Here is a 16,482-nt window from a genome sequence, read left to right as displayed (position 1 = left end):
GTTTCCAAACTCTATCAGTGTTTTTCCGTCCCTCTGACCACCGTCCTGCAGGCATGCAGAAGGTGACCCCGAGATAGGATCTGACAAGTTGGGTGCTGCCAGGCAAGGACGCTTGGTCGCGTCGCTCAGCCTCAAGCAGGAGTACGACTGTACACGCGGCTCCGGAGCGGGCGCAAATCGATTTGCGCTGTGCCCTAAGGCCGCGTACCGGGAGCTCTGGTGCGGAACCGGAACTTCATATGACATACCCTGCTGAACAGTGCGTCGTCCCTGGGACAGACAGTGACGGCCCAAAAGAATCTCCACCCCTGGGAGGCTTCCCATGACCACCGTGACGTCCCCACTTGCAGGACGCGCCATCGGGTTGGCAGCTGTGCCGGATCCGGTCTTCTCCGGGGCCATGGTCGGCCCCGGTACGGCGATCGATCCCGTGCGTGAGCCCTCCGAGGCGGTCTCGCCCGTGGACGGAGTGATCGTTTCTCTTCACCCGCACGCCTTCGTCGTCGTCGACGAGCAGGGCCACGGTGTGCTCACCCACCTCGGGATCGACACGGTTCAGCTCAACGGCGAGGGCTTCGAGCTGCTCGTGAACAAGGGTGACACCGTGCAGCGCGGTCAGGCCGTTGTGCGCTGGAACCCGGCCGCCGTCGAGGCCGCCGGCAAGTCCGCGGTGTGTCCGATCGTGGCGCTCGAGGCCACGGCCGAGGCCCTCTCCGACCTCCGTGACAACGGCGATGTGAAGGCCGGCGACAGTCTCTTCGTCTGGAAGTGACGTCAGCGCCGTCCTATGACGGCAAGTAGGGACAACCACCGCGGCGGCGGGACCCGCCGCACTATCGGAGACGGGTGAGATGGAGACAACGCTGCGAGGCGTCGGCGTGAGCCACGGTGTGGCGATCGGCGAGGTTCGGCACATGGGAACGGCGGTCCTCGAACCGCCTGCCAAGCAGATTCCGGCGGAGGACGCGGAGCGCGAACAGGGGCGCGCCCGCAAGGCCGTGGAAGCTGTGGCGGCCGATCTGATTGCGCGCGGCAATCTGGCGGGGGGCGAAGCCCAGGCGGTGCTCGAGGCGCAGGCCATGATGGCTCAGGATCCCGAGCTGATGGCGGACGTGGACCGTCGCGTCGCCGTCGGCAGCACGGCCGAGCGTGCGGTGTACGACGCATTCGCCGCGTATCGCGAGCTGCTGGCGGGTGCCGGTGAGTACCTGGCCGGTCGCGTGGCCGACCTCGACGACGTGCGGAATCGTATCGTCGCCCGACTGCTCGGGGTGCCGATGCCCGGTGTCCCGGACAGTGACAAGCCGTATGTCCTGGTCGCTCGCGACCTGGCGCCTGCCGACACGGCGCTGCTGGACCCCACGCTCGTCCTCGGTTTCGTCACTGAGGAGGGCGGACCGACCAGCCACAGCGCGATCCTTGCTCGGGCGCTCGGCGTTCCGGCCGTTGTGGCGCTGCCCGGCGCCGGTGAGCTCGCCGAAGGCACTGTGATCGCTGTGGACGGCAGTACCGGCGACATTTTCGTGAACCCGAGCGACGAGAAGAAGGCCCAGCTCGAAAGCTCGGCCGCTCAGCGCAAGGCGGCGCTGGCCGCCTCGACCGGGCCGGGTGCCACGGCCGATGGTCACAAGGTGCCGTTGCTGGCGAATGTCGGCGGTCCGGCGGACGTACCGGCCGCTGTCGAGGCGGGGGCCGAGGGCGTCGGTCTCTTCCGTACCGAATTCCTCTTCCTCGATGACAGCAAGAGTGCGCCGTCGGAGGAGAAGCAGGTCGAGGCATACCGGCAGGTGCTCGAGGCGTTCCCCGAGGGCCGCGTTGTCGTACGGGTGCTGGACGCCGGTGCGGACAAGCCGCTGGACTTCCTGACGCCCGCCGACGAACCCAACCCGGCGTTGGGCGTGCGCGGTCTGCGGACGCTGCTCGACCACCCCGAGGTGCTGCGCACTCAGCTGACGGCGCTGGCGAAGGCTTCGGAGGGGCTGCCGGTCTACCTTGAGGTCATGGCCCCCATGGTGGCGGACCGTGCCGACGCCAAGGCGTTCGCGGACGCATGTCGTGCCGCCGGGCTGCGGGCGAAGTTCGGTGCGATGGTCGAGATCCCGTCGGCCGCGCTGCGGGCGCGCTCGATTCTTCAGGAGGTCGAGTTCCTTTCGCTGGGAACCAATGACCTCGCGCAGTACACCTTCGCCGCCGACCGTCAGGTGGGTGCCGTCTCCCGGCTTCAGGATCCGTGGCAGCCCGCGCTGCTCGACCTGGTGGCGCTGTCCGCCGAGGCCGCGAAGGCCGAGGGCAAGAGCTGTGGTGTCTGCGGTGAGGCGGCGTCCGACCCGCTGCTTGCGTGTGTGCTGACCGGTCTGGGGGTCACCTCCCTGTCCATGGGTGCGGCGTCGATTCCTTATGTCCGGGCGACTCTCGCGAAGTACACGCTGGCCCAGTGTGAGCGTGCCGCGGCGGCGGCTCGCGCTGCGGACAGCGCCGAGGAGGCGCGCAACGCGGCGCAGGCCGTGCTGTCCGGCGAGTAGTCAGGACCAGGCAGGCCGCCTTTGGCGGTGCTTGGGGGGGCGCCCCGCCTTCGGGTGGGGCGCCCCTTTTGCGTGTTCAGTGGTCGTGGCTCGTCGTCGGTCCCTTCCCGTCCTGTCCGAGATCGGGTGGCGTGCAGTAGTCGACGCCGGATTCCGGGGAGATGAGGTCTCCGGACTCGATGTCGGTGCAGTAGGCGTCGAAGACCTCGCCGGCGGTGAGGGGTTCGAGGCCGTCTCCACGCAGCCGCCAGCCGTAGATGCGGTCGGGCGTGTCTGGTGCGCTGGTCCGCATCACGAGTCCACCCGGACTTTCGGTGGCGAGGCCGAGGGCCAGGACTGTGGTGAATTCGAGTGCTTCGGCCTCGTCGAGCTGGGTGGTGCCGTCGCGGGCCCCGTCGGCGTGGAGGACGGAGACGAGTGCTTCCGGTGTTCCCGAGACGCTGCAGACGAGGTGCCGGGATCCTGGCTGAGCCGTGTCGAGGATGCGGACGAGAAGCTCTGCGGCGCGGACGAACGCCGCACGGCCGAGGTCCTCGCCACAGGACGCGCAGGCGCCGAGGCGGGCGAGCAGTGTGGAGGCGTACTCCCAAGTGGCCTGGCGCACGGCCTCGTCGATCAGGGTTGGGACTAGGTCGGCGAGGCGCTGGCCTTCGTAGGGAACCGTGGGGCCGGTGTTCGCGAGTTCGGCCGTGAAGCGTGTGCGGCTCGTCGGGATGTCGGGATCCAGGCCTTTGTCCGCGCAGAAGTCGGCGTACTCCTGCGGGTCGAAGAGGGCCACCGTGGTGTGGTTGCCCTGAGAGGCGCGGGTCTTGAGCAGCGCCTCCACTTGTCGGAGGTAGGTCGTGTGGTCGTCGAAGGTGAAGCTGCGGTAGCGCCGCATGGCGCGGAAGTCGTGCTCGTCGGTCAGCAGGCCGATGGTGCCCGCGATTTCGCGGCGCAGGACGCGCCGCATGGTCTGGTGGTCGGTGTGCGCCATGTTTCCCCCTGTACGCAGTCGATCAATGCTCACTCACAGTAACTGGCGGCACTGACAACGGCTTCCGGGCGAGGCGTTCGCGGACCGGTTGGTGCTGGATCAAGCAGGTCAGGGCCATGGTGGCGCCGAAGGCGGTCCAGCCCGCCGGGCCGGTGGCGATGGCGGCGGTGACCGCGAGCGGTCCGACGCTGCGCTGGGCGGACTGGGCGAGGGACATCTCCCAGGAGACGGTGGCGTAGAGCATCTCGGCCAGAGTGAAGGCAACGGCCGAGGCGGTAAGGAGCAGCGTGGCGGTGAAGATTCCGCCGGTGGCCGCGAGCGCCAGGGTGATATCGCCCAGCGCGAACGCGGCGGAGAGGTTCCTCGGGACCGGGTGACGCGACCACGCTGGCGCGGCACGACGTGCGGCTGCTGCTGACGTCGCGGTGGATCAGCCATCTGCTCCAGGAAACGGTGTACGGGCTGCGGATGGACGTGTGGGACCTCATGCGGGACGAGTCGGCCGTGGTGAACGGGCTGCGGTCGTACGGGTGGTGGGTCGCCGCTGGTGCCCGGTTCCGGCTGTCGGCCGGTCCGGTCTGCGGATCCCGGTGGCCGATCTCGAGCAGGCCGACGCGGCTCGGCTGGCCTCGGACTTCGCTCTTGCGCTCAGTGAGTCCGAGGCCGCTCAGGCGCGCTTGTGGGCGAGGTCCTCGTAGAAGTGCAGCAGGTCGAGATTGTCGATGGAGCCGGGGTTCACGGCCTTCTCCAAGGGGGTGCCCTGGAGGAGGCGCTTGACCGGGACCTCGATGCGCTTGCCGGTCAGGGTGTGCGGGATTCCCGGCACTTCGATGATCTCGTCGGGGACGTGCCGCGGTGAGAGTTGTTCACGGATGGTCTGCTTGATGCGGCTGAGGAGGGCCTCGTCGAGAGCGGCTCCTGGGACGAGGTGCACGAACAGGGGCATCCAGTAGCCGCCGTCGGGCTGTTCGATCCCGATGACGAGTGATTCCTTGATCTCGGGGAGGCGTTCGACGGCTTCGTAGATGTCGGCCGACCCCATGCGCACGCCCTGGCGATTGAGCGTCGAGTCCGAGCGGCCGTGGATGACGACGGAGCCGCGGGAGGTGACGGTGATCCAGTCGCCGTGGCGCCACACGCCGGGGTAAGTGTCGAAGTAGCTGTCGTGGTAGCGGCTGCCGTCGGGGTCGTTCCAGAAGCGGATCGGCATGGACGGCATGGGATTGGTGACCACGAGTTCGCCGACCTCGTCGATCAGGGGTTTGCCGCTGGGGTCCCAGGACTGCAGGTCGGTGCCCAGGCCGGGTGCCTGGAGCTCGCCGATGTACACCGGGAGCGTCGGTACCGCTCCTGCGAAGCAGGAGCACACGTCCGTGCCGCCGCTGACGGACGCGATCCACAGGTCGGCCCCGCTCTCTGCGAACTCGTCGTGCAGCCAGCGAAACCCGTCGGGCGGAAGGGGGGATCCGGTGGTCGCGACGCACTGCACCTTGGAGAGGTCGAAGTCGCGCGCCGGGTGCACGTCCGCCTTGCGGCATGCCATGACGTAGGCGGCCGAGGTGCCGTACAGGGTGGCTTGTGTGCGTTCGGCGATCCGCCACTGGGCGCCGGTGTCCGGGTAGCCGGGGCTTCCGTCGTAGAGCACGATCGTCGTGCCGGTGAGGAGGCCGGACACGAGGAAGTTCCACATCATCCAGCCGGTCGACGTGTACCAGAAGAAGCGGTCCTCGGGGCCGAGGTCGCAGTGCAGGCCGAGTTGCTTGAGGTGCTCGACGAGGATGCCGCCCTGGGACTGGACGATGGCCTTGGGGAGGCCGGTTGTGCCGGAGGAGTAGAGCACCCACAGGGGGTGGTCGAACGGCACCTGCTCGAAGACGGGCTCCGTGTCCGCCGCCGTCAGGGCCGACCACTCCAGCGCGCCGTCGGGGGCGGGCGTGCCGAGGACGGGGATGTGGACGACCGCGCGCAGGGTGGACAGTTCGCGGCGCAGTTCGGCGACGATGTCACGGCGGTCGTGTTCCTTGCCGCCGTAGCGGTAGCCGTCGACGGTGAACAGGACGACCGGTTCGACCTGCTGGAAGCGGTCGAGGACGCTGCGGGCGCCGAAGTCGGGGGCGCAGGACGTCCACACGCCGCCCACGGCTGCCGTGGCGAGGAGGGCGACGACCGCCTGCGGAATGTTCGGGAGGTAGCCGCTGACGCGGTCCCCGGGCCGTACGCCGAGGGCGCGCAGTTCGGCGGCGAGGGAGCCGACCTGGCGGCGCAGCTCGGACCAGGTGACGGGGTGTGGCTCGTGGGTCTCGTCGACGTGCAGGAGGGCCGGTTCGTCCGCGCGGGTCATCGCCGCGCGCAGGGCGTGCTCGGCGTAGTTCAGGGTCGCCCCGGGGAACCACTGGGCACCGGGCATCGAGCGGTCGCCCAGCACGCGCGCGTAGGGGGTGGAGAACCGTACGTCGAACCACTCCGTGACAGCCTTCCAAAAGGTGTCCAGCTCGTCGACGGACCAGCGGTGCAGCGCCGTGTAGCCGCCCTCGGACGGGGCTCCGTGGTGCTCGGCCGCCCAGGCCTGGAACTTGGTGACCTGGGCATGGGCGATGCGTTCCCTGTCTGGCTGCCACAGGGGCTGGGGGTTCACGGTCGTCATGGGGCGGCTCCAGGACTGTGCGCGTCGTGTGCGTCTCCCGCGCACGGGCTGGGGTGTGCGCGTGACGCGGCTGACACGGACGATGCCATGTGATCGACTTCTACACCAGGGCGCGCCCCACATAGTCCGCGTCGTGAAGATGTGCTCCCGCCACGGGTGAACGACAGTTGAACGACACGCGCGTGTGGGGCGGTCAATGACAGGGTGAGCAGCATGAACGGTCGTGACCTGGTGCGTTCGATGAGGGCAGTCGGCTCTGCGGGAGCCGTTCAGAGGTTGCGTACCGTACGGGCGGCATGGCGCCGTAGGCGAGCCGATGCTGTCGGGCTCCCGGCGCGGGGTGCCGAGCGCGCCCGGGTGCCCGGTGCCGTGCAGCATGTGGAGCCCGGTCCCGGGGGCGGCCTGGTCCGCTTCAGCAGGTCCGAGCTGCGGATCACGGTCGCCGTGAACGGCGCCGTGTTCTGGGGCTGGGACGGGGCCGCTCCCGAGCCCTCGTACGCGCTCGCGGGCCGCTGCCCGGAGCCGGACCCCCGGGCGGTGCTGGAACCGGACAAAGACGGCGGCTGGCGGGTCGTGGCCGAGCGTGTGACCGTCGCCGTCTCGCGGCACGGCGCGGTGGAGGTGCGTACGCCCGGTGGGGTGACCCTGCGCCGCGATCTGCCGCCCCGCTGGTGGGAACCGGTGGGAGGGGGTGCGGCGCGCTGGATGCAGCGGTCGGAAGTGACCGCGGACGCGCGATTCTTCGGGCTCGGCGGGCGGGCGTCGGGGCCTCGGCTGCGGGACGGCACGTACCGGCTGTGGAACACCGACCCCGGGCGCGCCTTCGGTCCTGATGACGATCCGCTGTACATCACGATGCCTGTTCAGCTGGTGGTGGCCGACGCGGCCACGCATCTGGTGTTCCACGACACCTCCTGGGACGGCACGCTGACGCTGCGGGAGGGCGAGGAGGGGGCCGGCTCCGGACACGATCGGTCGGGGACGTGCGAACTGCGCATGGACGGAGGTCCGTTGCGCTGCTGGGTGATGGTGGGGACCCCCGCGCGCGTGCTGCTCGCCTGGGCGTCGCTCACCGGGGCGCCGGCGCTGCCGCCCACGTGGGCGCTGGGTCATCATCACGCGCGGTGGGGCTTCGGCAGTGAGCAGGAGGTGCGGCGGATCGTCGCGGGCTATCAGGAGCGCGACCTGCCACTTGACGCGGTCCATCTGGACATCGACCACTACGACGCCCACCAGGTGTTCACCGTCGACCACGAGCACTTCCCCAAGCTGCCCCAGCTGGCCGAGGACCTGCGGCGCGACGGAATCCGGCTGGTGTCGATCGTCGACCCGGCGGTGAAGGCCGCACCGGGCAACGCCGTGTACGACAGCGGCATGGCCGAGGAGGCGTTCGTGCGGGACGCCTCGGGCGGGCTCGTGCGGGGTGTCGTCTGGCCCGGGGAAGCGGTCTACCCGGACTTCACGCACGCGCGCGTGCGGGCCTGGTGGGGTGGCCTCTACGAGGAGCGGCTGGCGCAGGGTTTCACGGGGTTCTGGCACGACATGAACGAACCCGTGTCGTTCACCGCCTTCGGGGAGTCGACGCTGCCGCGCTCAGCCAGGCACTCCCTCGATGGACGGGGCGGTGACCATCGGGAGGCGCACAACGTCTACGCGCTGTGCATGGCCCAGGCCGCGTACGAGAGCCTGCGCGCGCTGGCGCCCCGGGAGCGGCCCTTCCTGTTCTCCCGCTCGGGATGGGCAGGCATGCAGCGCTACGGGGGGACGTGGTCCGGTGACGTGGCCACGGGCTGGCCCGGGCTGCGGGCCTCACTGGCGCTGGTCATGGGGCTGGGGCTGTGCGGGGTGCCGTATTCGGGGCCGGACGTGGGCGGCTTCGACGGGAGTCCGTCGCCGGAGCTGTATCTGCGGTGGTTCCAGTTGGGCGCGTATTTGCCCCTGTTCCGGACACACGCGAGTCTGCGGGCGGGCCGTAGGGAGCCGTGGGAGTTCGGGCCGGAGGTGCTGGAGCACGCGCGCGTGGCGCTCGTCGAACGCCGTCGGCTGCTGCCGTACTTCATCACGCTGGCGCATCTGGCCCGGCGCACAGGAGCGCCCTATGTGCGTCCCCTGTGGTGGGGTGCGCCCGAGGATCGCGCGCTGCGGGACTGTGAGGATGCGTTTCTGCTGGGCGACAGTCTGCTGGTGGCGCCGGTGCTCGGTCCGGGCGCGGACCGGCGGGCCGTGCAACTGCCGCGGGGGCGCTGGTACGACACGGCGACGGAGCAGGCGTACGACGGGCCGGCGCAGGTGCTGATCGACGCTCCGCTGTCGCGGATTCCGGTACTCGCGCGCGCGGGTGCCGTCGTCCCCGTGCACGGGGACGACGGCGGGCTGGAACTGGAGGTGTGGGCACCCGCCCGAGGGCGGACCGGAGGCGGGCTGGTCGTGCCGGACCCGGGTGACGGGTGGGACGAGCCCGGGATCGAGCGGTATGTCACCCGCTGGGAGGGCGGGCAGCTGATCGTCGAGCGGGACGGTGAGGGCGGCGGGGGCTCACCGCCCCACCCGGTACGTGTACGGGGACTGGTGGAGGGCTGAGCTCAGATGTAGCGGCCTTCGAACCACGCCCGTGCGGCCACTGTGTGCAGTGGGAAGGCCAGCTCCTCCGGCCTGCGCAGGAGGTGCCAGCCCTCCGTCTCGTCCGTGGCGGTGGACGGCGGGAGAGCGTCGGCCGGGCGTTCCGGCAGCAGCCCGAAGAGCAGCAGGTGCCCGTCGGGTGAGCTCATCGCGTCGATGAGCCGCACATCGCGGCTCGCCGCGTCGATGCCCGTCTCTTCCTTGAGCTCGCGCACCACGGCCTGCCGCCAGTCCTCCCTGTCGTCGATGTAACCGCCGGGCAACGCGACGCCCCCGCGCGCGGGAGACACGGTCCGGGTGATGACGACCAGGGCGGTGCCCTTCGTGTCGTACACGGGCTGAAGGGCTACAGCGACCGGCAGTGGGTTGCGGTAGGCGATGGTCCCGCAGACCGGACAGGTGCGGGGCCAGCCTGAAGTGCTCTCTCCGTAGGGCGTGCCGCAGCTCGAACAATGGGAGTCGGGCGCGGAGTTGGGGACGGAGGTTTGATTTTCGGACACGCGGCGGACTGTATCCGATCACGGAGAGAGCGTCGCCGGGGGGCCGTTCAGGGCTTCCCGGCGAGGGACTTCCAGGACACGGGGAAGTCGAAGTAGGTGTCCGGGTAGGGCTCGGGCTTGTAGGTGAAGTGCCACCACTCCTCGGCCAGGTTCACGAAGCCGAGCTCCTCCAGGGTGCCCTTGAGCAGCAACCGGTGGTTGCGCTGCTCGCCCTGGATACGCGGGTCGAGGGTATGGGCGAGGGTGTCGAAGCAGTCGAACCCGGTGCCCATGTCGACGGAGTTGTCGGGGAATCGCTCGTTCTGGGGCGCGTAGCAGGGAACCAGGGGCTCTCCGGGCCGGTAGGGCCGGGTCGGCTTCGCCGGGAGCGGGACGATGGTGAGGTCGACGGTCGAGCCACGGCTGTGGCCGGATTTCTCCGCGATGTAGCCGTCCGCGAACAGCCGGGTCTTGTCGACCTTCGGGTAGAACTCGCCCTTCATCGCCTGGTCGTCGAGGTCTTCGGCCCAGCGGACGAAGTGGTCCACGGCGCGCTGCGGCCGGTAGCAGTCGTACACCTTCAGGGTGTAGCCCTGGCGCAGCAGCGAGAGTTGCGCGGCGTGGAGGGCCTCGGCGGCGGGCCGGGTGAGGATGCACAAGGGCTGGTCGTAGCCGTCGATCGGCTCGCCTACGAAGTTGTGCGGAGTGAAGTAGCGCATCTCCTGGACGATCGTGGGATCGACGGCTCTCAGGGCCACGAAGCCCCTGGGCGCCTTCGGCTCGGTTGCCGCCATGGCGGAGGCGGAGGCGGAGGTCAGGGTGAGCAGGGCGGCGATCGCGGTGACCAGTACGCGGAGCGCGGCGGGCAATCGTGTCATGTCTCCTGCATCTATCAGGAGTTCGTTCCGCCGGGGAAGCGATCGGATGCACTCGGCACGCGTTCGGGTGATGCGGGCGGAGAGACGGCCGGAGCCACCCCCGTGGGCCCCGGCCGCCTCTACCGATACGACGACGCCGCAAGGGCCCTTTTGGTTCTGTGGGAGGCCCTGCTCATTTACGGTTGCCCGTGGCACACTTCTGACGTTCCGTCAGATTGCCTGCCGGGGAGGGCCCATGTCACGTACACGCACACCCGCGGTCGAGCGATGGTTCACCGGCGACGGGGACGACTTCAGGCTTCTCGGCACCCGCTGCGCGGCCTGCACCTCGGTCTTCTTCCCGCGCGAGGACTCGCACTGCCGCAACCCGGGGTGTCCGGGCGGCGATCTGGAGGAGGTTCCGCTGTCGCGGCGGGGGCGTGTCTGGTCGTACACGGACAGCCGGTACCGGCCTCCGTCACCCTATGTGACCGATCCGGAACTTCCGTGGGAACCATACGCGTTGATCGCTGTGGAGCTGGAGGCCGAGCGGATGGTGGTGCTGGGACAGGCGGTTCCGGGGGTCACCGTCGCCGATCTGGCGGTGGGCATGGTGGTGGAGGTAGTCCAGGGCGTGCTCCACGAGGACGCGGAGACGGTCTGGACGACCTGGCAGTGGCGGCCGAAGGGGGAGGCGGCATGACGGGAGAGGTTGCAGTGCTCGGCGCGGGCATGCACCCCTGGGGCAAGTGGGGGCGCGGCTTCGTCGAGTACGGGACGACGGCGGCCAGGGCGGCGCTCGCCGACGCGGGACTGGAGTGGCGGGAGGTCGATTCGATCGTCGGCGCGGACACCGTGCGTGGCGGCTATCCGGGCTATGTGGCGGGGGCGACGTTCGCGAAGGCGCTGGGCTGGCAGGGGGCCCGGGTCGCCAGTGTGTACGCGGCGTGCGCTTCCGGGGCGCAGGCCGTCAACACCGCGCGGGCGCAGATCCTTTCTGGGCTCGCGGACGTGGTGCTCGTGGTCGGTGCCGATGCCGCGCCCAAGGGGTTCTTCCGGCCTGCGGGCGGCGACCGGCCGGACGACCCCGACTGGCTGCGCTTCCGGGTCCTCGGCGCGACCAATCCGACGTACTTCGGGCTGTACGCGCGCCGGCGGATGGCCGTGCACGGGGACACACCGGAGGACTTCGCGCAGGTCAAGGTGAAGAACGCGGCGCAGGGGGCGCTCAATCCGTACGCGCGCTACCGCAAGCGGGTCACCGCGGAGGAGGTCGCCGCCTCCGCCGTGGTCGCCGATCCGCTGCGACTGCTGGACATCTGCGCCACCTCGGACGGAGGGGCGGCTCTGGTGCTGTGCAGCCTGGAGTTCGCGCGTCGGCACGGGGTGGCCGAACCGGTGCGGATCCGGGCGGTGTCCACGGTGACGCCGCGCTATCCGAACACCGTGCTGGACCTGCCTGATATCGCGACGGACTCGGCGGTCGCCGTGGAGCCCGCCGCGGAACCGTTCCGCGCGTCGATCGCACGGGCCGCGTACGAGGAGGCCGGCATCGGGCCCGAGGACCTCTCCCTAGCCGAGGTCTACGACCTGTCCACCGCCCTGGAGTTGCAGTGGTACGAGGATCTGGGGCTGTGCGGCGAGGGCGAGGCAGCGAAGCTGCTGCGGGAGGGTGCGACGGCGCTGGGCGGGCGCATACCCGTGAACGCCAGTGGCGGGCTGGCCTCCTTCGGCGAGGCGGTCCCCGCTCAGGCGATCGCCCAAGTCTGCGAGCTGACCTGGCAGTTGCGAGGGGAGGCGGGTGCCCGACAGGTGACCGGCGCTCAGGTCGGGCTCACGGCGAACCAGGGGCTTTTCGGCCACGGGTCGGCGGTGGTCGCGGTACGGTGAGGGGCGCGCCGTTCGACGAACACGGCGCAGCGGTCGTACGAACGCGAACTCGCCGTCGCACGACGGCGGAACATCCGTCGGACAACCGCGACACCTCCGTCATTCGTCCAGAAGCCGCGAGAGTTGCACACGCTGCGTGATCGGCCCGGAATCCTGCGTGAACGTCTTATGAACTGGGCTCGGGCGTGCGCTGGGGACGCCATTATGCTCCCGTGCGCTCCTGGACGGATACTCTCCGCTTCGCCTTCCAGCCGGTGGTCAATCTGACGACCGGCGGAGTCGCGGGGCTGGAGATACTCGCCCGCCCGGAGAGCGGCGACATCCTGGCCGAGGCCCGTCGCGATCCCGAACTCGACGGGAAACTGGCCGTGTTGGCGGTCCGCGCGGCGGCGCGCAAGGAGACGATGCTGCCGCTGCACGTCAACGTGTTCGCGGGCACCCTCGCCGATCTCGGCGGCCTCACCCCGCTGCATGCCGCCGTGCGTGAGGCGGGGAGGCTGCCGTGGGAGGTCACGATCGATGTCGTCCCGCCGTACACGCACGTGCCGCACCAGGCGCTCCTGGAGGCGGTGAGCGCGCTCCGGGGCCAGGGTTTCCGGATCAGTGCGGACGGGATCGGGGACGGGGACGTACCTCTGCGGCTGCTCACCGATCTCGCGCCGGACCTGGTGAAGCTCGACGCGTCGCTGCTGACCCGGCCGGCGGCGGTGCGGGCGATGCGGACGCTGTGCGAGGAACTGGGCGCGCTGTTGTCGGTGGAGGGTGTGGAGACCGAGTTGCAGTGCGCGGCGGCCCTGGCGGCCGGTGCTCAGCTGGCACAGGGCGAGCTGTTCGCGCCGCCCACCCGGCTGCCCGCCGCGGATGTATACGTTCCGCCCCTCTCCCATGCGGCCATGGTGACGCCGCCGTCCGGCCCGTCCGTGCGTGAGTTCGTGCGGCCCGCGGCGCTGCTGCCCGCCACGGCGTCCGCCGGTCAGGTGCGGGCGCTGCTGACCGGGTCGCCGGACGTGTCCGGGGTGCTGCTCGTGGACCGTGACGGGGTGCCCGTCCGCTCACTGCACCGGTCCCGCTTCCTGCTGTCGATGTCGGGGCGCTACGGACATGCCCTGTACGCCGACCGGCCCGCGGCCAAACTGGGCGACCTGCCACGGACCGTGGGCGTCGACGCGACCGCCTGGGAGGTCCTGGACGTGGTCGCGGTCGGCGGCAGCGACCGCACCTCGGACGATGTCGCCGTTGTCGACAGGTACGGCCGCTGTGTGGGCGTCGTACGGCTCGCGGACCTGGTGCGGGCGCTGGCCGAGACCCGGGTCGAGGAAGCGGCGTCGCTCAATCCGTTGACGCGGCTGCCCGGTTCGGACGCGATCACCGGCGAGGTGGACCGGCGGATCGCGGACGGGCGGACCTTCGCGTTGAGTTGGCTGGATGTCGACCACTTCAAGATGGTGAACGACGGGGCGGGGTTCGCGGCGGGCGACGAGCTGATCCGATCGGTGGGGCGGGCGCTCCAGCACGCCGCGTCCGGAAGCACCACCCAGGTGGGCCACATCGGCGGGGACGACTTCCTGGTGCTCGCGGATCCGGAGGGGCTGGATCCGCTGGCCGCCTCCGTGTTGGACGCGCCCTGGTCCGCGGGCGGGCTCGCCGTCACCCTGTCCCTGGCCACGGTCTTGTGCGTGCCGGGCAGCGTCGCGGACCACCGGCAGGCGTCCGCGTGGCTGGCGCCGTTGAAGAAGGCCGCGAAATCGTTGACCGGGGCGAGTTGGGTGCTGGGCCGTGCGGGTCTGCCGGGGCACGAAATCCGCCGCGGGTCAGGGGCCGGGCCCACTCCGGCGGAGTGGGCGGTGGTGGAGCCCGGGAGGGGCTGACGGGCACGTCGGCTTCGGTCGCGCTCCTCACCGTGGCCCACAACCGTTGCTGTCGACGACCTTGACGCTCTCTGAGTGCCGGTGAAAACTTCCCGGTGTCAGTCGACATCGCCGTACATTCTCGGCGTATCCAGGCACTGCGCCGCGCGGGCCCCGTCTGAGCCAAGGGCTGTTCCCCCACGGGCGATTCGGCTGCGACGGCACGCTCGTCACGGACGCCGGGCGGGGCGCGGGACCCTCCCTGCCCTCGGCTGTTCGCCAAGGGAACCGCACCCTGCACGGAGGACCGGGGCCGATCGTCCCGGGCCAGGGCCTAGGAGCCGCCATGAGCAACGGAGACATATTCGTTGGCGAATTGATCGGTACAGCGATCCTGATTCTCTTCGGCGCCGGAGTGGTCGCCGCCGTCGTACTGAACTACTCCAAGGCGAAGGACGCCGGCTGGGTCGTCATCGCCTTCGGCTGGGGCTTCGGCGTCTTGGCCGGGGCATACACCGCCGCCCCGCTGTCGGGCGGGCACCTCAATCCGGCCGTGACCCTCGGGATCGCCATCGACACCGGGGACTGGGACAAGGTCCACATCTATGTCGCCGGGCAGATGGTCGGCGCCTTCCTCGGCGCGATCCTGTGCTGGCTCGTCTATTTCGCGCAGTTCCAGGCCAACGCCGAGGAGGACACGGCGCAGCCGACGCTCGGGGTCTTCTCCACCGCGCCGGCGATCCGCAATCCCGTGGCCAACCTCATCACCGAGATCATCGCCACCATCGGTCTCGTGCTGCCGATCCTGGCCTTCGGGCTGACCAAGGGGCTCGGCGAGTCCGGCACGGCGATTCTGATCGTCTCGTTCCTGGTGGTCGGCATCGGTCTGTCGCTCGGCGGTCCCACCGGATATGCCATCAACCCGGCCCGTGACCTGGGCCCGCGCATCGCCCACGCGCTGCTCCCGATCCCCAACAAGGGCACCTCGGACTGGGGTTACGCGTGGATACCGGTAGTGGGACCGCTGATCGGCGGGGCGCTGTCCGGGGTCATCTTCAACGCAGCGTTCTGAAGGATCCGACGAAGGGGACGTCATGACGGACAAGTTCGTCGCCGCAATCGACCAGGGCACCACCTCGAGCCGCTGCATCATCTTCAACCAGGACGGCGCGATCGTCGCCGTCGACCAGCGCGAGCATCGCCAGATCTTCCCCAAGCCCGGGTGGGTGGAGCATGACGCCACCGAGATCTGGTCCAAGGTGCAGGCGGTGGTCGCCGGGGCGATCGCGAAGGCCGGACTGCGCGCCGACCAGCTGAGCGCGCTCGGCATCACCAACCAGCGGGAGACCACGGTCCTGTGGGACCGGGCGACGGGCAAGCCCGTGCACAACGCCATCGTCTGGCAGGACACGCGCACCGCGGCGCTGTGCAAACAACTCGGCGGCTCGGACGGGCAGGACCGTTTCCGCGAACAGACCGGGCTGCCGCTGGCCAGCTACTTCTCCGGGCCCAAGGCGGCCTGGCTGCTGGACAATGTGCCAGGGCTACGCGCGCGTGCGGAACGCGGGGAGATCGCCTTCGGCACCATCGACTCCTGGCTCATCTGGAACCTCACCGGCGGCACCGCCGGCGGACAGCACGTCACCGACGTCACCAACGCCGGACGCACAATGCTGATGAACCTGGAGACCCTCCAGTGGGACGCCTCCATCCTTGCCGCGATGAACGTGCCCGAGGCCGTCCTGCCCGAGATCAGGTCGTCCGCCGAGGTCTACGGAACCGCCGTCGGACAGCTCTCCGGCGTCCCCGTCGCCTCGGCGCTGGGCGACCAGCAGGCGGCCATCTTCGGCCAGGCCTGCTACGACGTCGGTACCGCGAAGAACACGTACGGCACGGGCAGCTTCCTGCTGCTCAACACCGGCAACCGGCCGGTGCCTTCGAAGAGCGGACTGCTGACGACGATGGGCTACAAGATCGGCAGTGAGGCGCCCGTCTACTGTCTGGAGGGGTCCATTGCTATAACGGGCGCGCTCGTGCAGTGGTTCCGCGACCAGCTCGGCATCATCCGTACCGCCGACGAGATCGAGACCCTGGCGGCGAGTGTCGACGACAACGGAGGCGCGTACATCGTGCCCGCGTTCTCCGGCCTGTTCGCGCCGTACTGGCGCTCCGACGCGCGCGGTGTCGTCACCGGACTCACCCGGTACGTCACGAAGGCGCACCTCGCGCGTGCGGTGCTGGAGGCGACGAGCTGGCAGACGCGGGAGGTCGTGGACGCCATGTTCCAGGACTCCGGGGTGCACATCACGACCCTGAAGGTGGACGGTGGCATGACGAAGAACAACCTCCTGATGCAGCATCAGGCGGATGTACTCGGTGTGCCCGTGATCCGGCCCAAGGTCTCGGAGACGACCTGTCTGGGCGCCGCGTACGCGGCCGGGCTCGCCACCGGGGTGTGGAACGACCTCGACGAGCTGAAGGCGCACTGGCAGAAGGACGTCGAGTGGACTCCGGCCATGGAAGCGTCGGTACGGGACCGCGAGTACCAGAACTGGCGCAAGGCCGTGGAGAAGAGCTTCGGCTGGCTGGAGGACGGCGAGGGCTAGACACGCGCGCGTGAACCCGCGAACTGCGGCCCGTACCCCGGT

General features: G+C 70.0%; 13 protein-coding genes. 8 read left to right on the top strand and 5 right to left on the bottom strand.

The genetic code is table 11. The features are described 5' to 3' along the window. The first annotated feature begins 322 nt into the window (after positions 1 to 322). Both KCH87_RS36040 and ptsP read left to right on the top strand, forming a co-directional pair. Positions 323 to 772 carry a PTS glucose transporter subunit IIA gene (locus tag KCH87_RS36040; protein WP_210592062.1) on the top strand — a complete coding sequence of 150 codons (450 nt, stop codon included), beginning with the start codon at positions 323 to 325 and terminating at the stop codon, positions 770 to 772. 79 nt (positions 773 to 851) lie between these two features. Next, on the top strand, positions 852 to 2,522 hold the full coding sequence (ptsP, locus tag KCH87_RS36035; RefSeq protein ID WP_210592061.1) for a phosphoenolpyruvate--protein phosphotransferase: 1,671 nt from the start codon (positions 852 to 854) through the stop codon (positions 2,520 to 2,522). Between the two features lie 76 nt (positions 2,523 to 2,598). On the opposite strand, the gene KCH87_RS36030 is transcribed toward ptsP, so the two are convergent. The 3 genes from KCH87_RS36030 to KCH87_RS36020 all read right to left on the bottom strand — a co-directional run bounded on the left by KCH87_RS36030 (position 2,599) and on the right by KCH87_RS36020 (position 6,142). Further along, positions 2,599 to 3,498: a hypothetical protein gene (locus tag KCH87_RS36030; protein WP_210592060.1), complete on the bottom strand. Its 900-nt coding sequence runs from the start codon at positions 3,496 to 3,498 to the stop codon at positions 2,599 to 2,601. Between the two features lie 22 nt (positions 3,499 to 3,520). Then, positions 3,521 to 3,742: a hypothetical protein gene (locus tag KCH87_RS36025; protein WP_282613036.1), complete on the bottom strand. Its 222-nt coding sequence runs from the start codon at positions 3,740 to 3,742 to the stop codon at positions 3,521 to 3,523. Positions 3,743 to 4,165: 423 nt separating this feature from the next. Beyond that, positions 4,166 to 6,142 (bottom strand): acetoacetate--CoA ligase, encoded by a 1,977-nt coding sequence (locus tag KCH87_RS36020; protein ID WP_210592059.1) that lies wholly within the window; start codon positions 6,140 to 6,142, stop codon positions 4,166 to 4,168. 213 nt (positions 6,143 to 6,355) lie between these two features. Here KCH87_RS36020 and KCH87_RS36015 point away from each other — a divergent pair, with 213 nt between their 5' ends. Beyond that, positions 6,356 to 8,722: a TIM-barrel domain-containing protein gene (locus KCH87_RS36015; protein ID WP_210592058.1), complete on the top strand. Its 2,367-nt coding sequence runs from the start codon at positions 6,356 to 6,358 to the stop codon at positions 8,720 to 8,722. A gap of 2 nt (positions 8,723 to 8,724) precedes the next feature. Here the strand turns inward: KCH87_RS36015 and KCH87_RS36010 are convergent, their stop codons facing one another. Further along, entirely contained in the window at positions 8,725 to 9,261 is a 537-nt protein-coding gene (locus tag KCH87_RS36010) for an NUDIX domain-containing protein (protein ID WP_210592057.1), read from the bottom strand. A 47-nt stretch (positions 9,262 to 9,308) separates the two neighbouring features. Further along, positions 9,309 to 10,118, bottom strand: coding sequence for a M15 family metallopeptidase (locus KCH87_RS36005; RefSeq protein WP_210592056.1), 810 nt, complete (start codon positions 10,116 to 10,118; stop codon positions 9,309 to 9,311). Between the two features lie 235 nt (positions 10,119 to 10,353). Between KCH87_RS36005 and KCH87_RS36000 the strand changes: the two genes are divergently transcribed. The 5 genes from KCH87_RS36000 to glpK all read left to right on the top strand — a co-directional run bounded on the left by KCH87_RS36000 (position 10,354) and on the right by glpK (position 16,440). After that, positions 10,354 to 10,800: a Zn-ribbon domain-containing OB-fold protein gene (locus KCH87_RS36000; RefSeq protein ID WP_210592055.1), complete on the top strand. Its 447-nt coding sequence runs from the start codon at positions 10,354 to 10,356 to the stop codon at positions 10,798 to 10,800. Further along, positions 10,797 to 11,987, top strand: coding sequence for a lipid-transfer protein (locus KCH87_RS35995; protein ID WP_210592054.1), 1,191 nt, complete (start codon positions 10,797 to 10,799; stop codon positions 11,985 to 11,987). The genes KCH87_RS36000 and KCH87_RS35995 overlap by 4 nt, the downstream gene beginning before the upstream one ends. Positions 11,988 to 12,199: 212 nt before the next feature. After that, positions 12,200 to 13,855: an EAL domain-containing protein gene (locus KCH87_RS35990; RefSeq protein ID WP_210592053.1), complete on the top strand. Its 1,656-nt coding sequence runs from the start codon at positions 12,200 to 12,202 to the stop codon at positions 13,853 to 13,855. Between the two features lie 325 nt (positions 13,856 to 14,180). Further along, the gene (locus KCH87_RS35985) at positions 14,181 to 14,906 is read left to right on the top strand and encodes an MIP/aquaporin family protein (protein WP_210592052.1); all 726 of its coding nucleotides are present in this window, start codon (positions 14,181 to 14,183) and stop codon (positions 14,904 to 14,906) included. Between the two features lie 22 nt (positions 14,907 to 14,928). After that, positions 14,929 to 16,440, top strand: a complete 1,512-nt coding sequence (glpK, locus tag KCH87_RS35980; protein WP_210592051.1) for a glycerol kinase GlpK — start codon at positions 14,929 to 14,931, stop codon at positions 16,438 to 16,440. The last annotated feature ends 42 nt before the right edge of the window (positions 16,441 to 16,482 follow it).

The sequence above is a fragment of the Streptomyces sp. GESEQ-35 genome (assembly GCF_017948485.1).
Classification (GTDB): Bacteria; Actinomycetota; Actinomycetes; order Streptomycetales; family Streptomycetaceae; genus Streptomyces.
The sequence above is the reverse complement of the archived record's forward strand: the minus strand, read 5'-3'. Positions and strand labels throughout refer to the sequence as shown.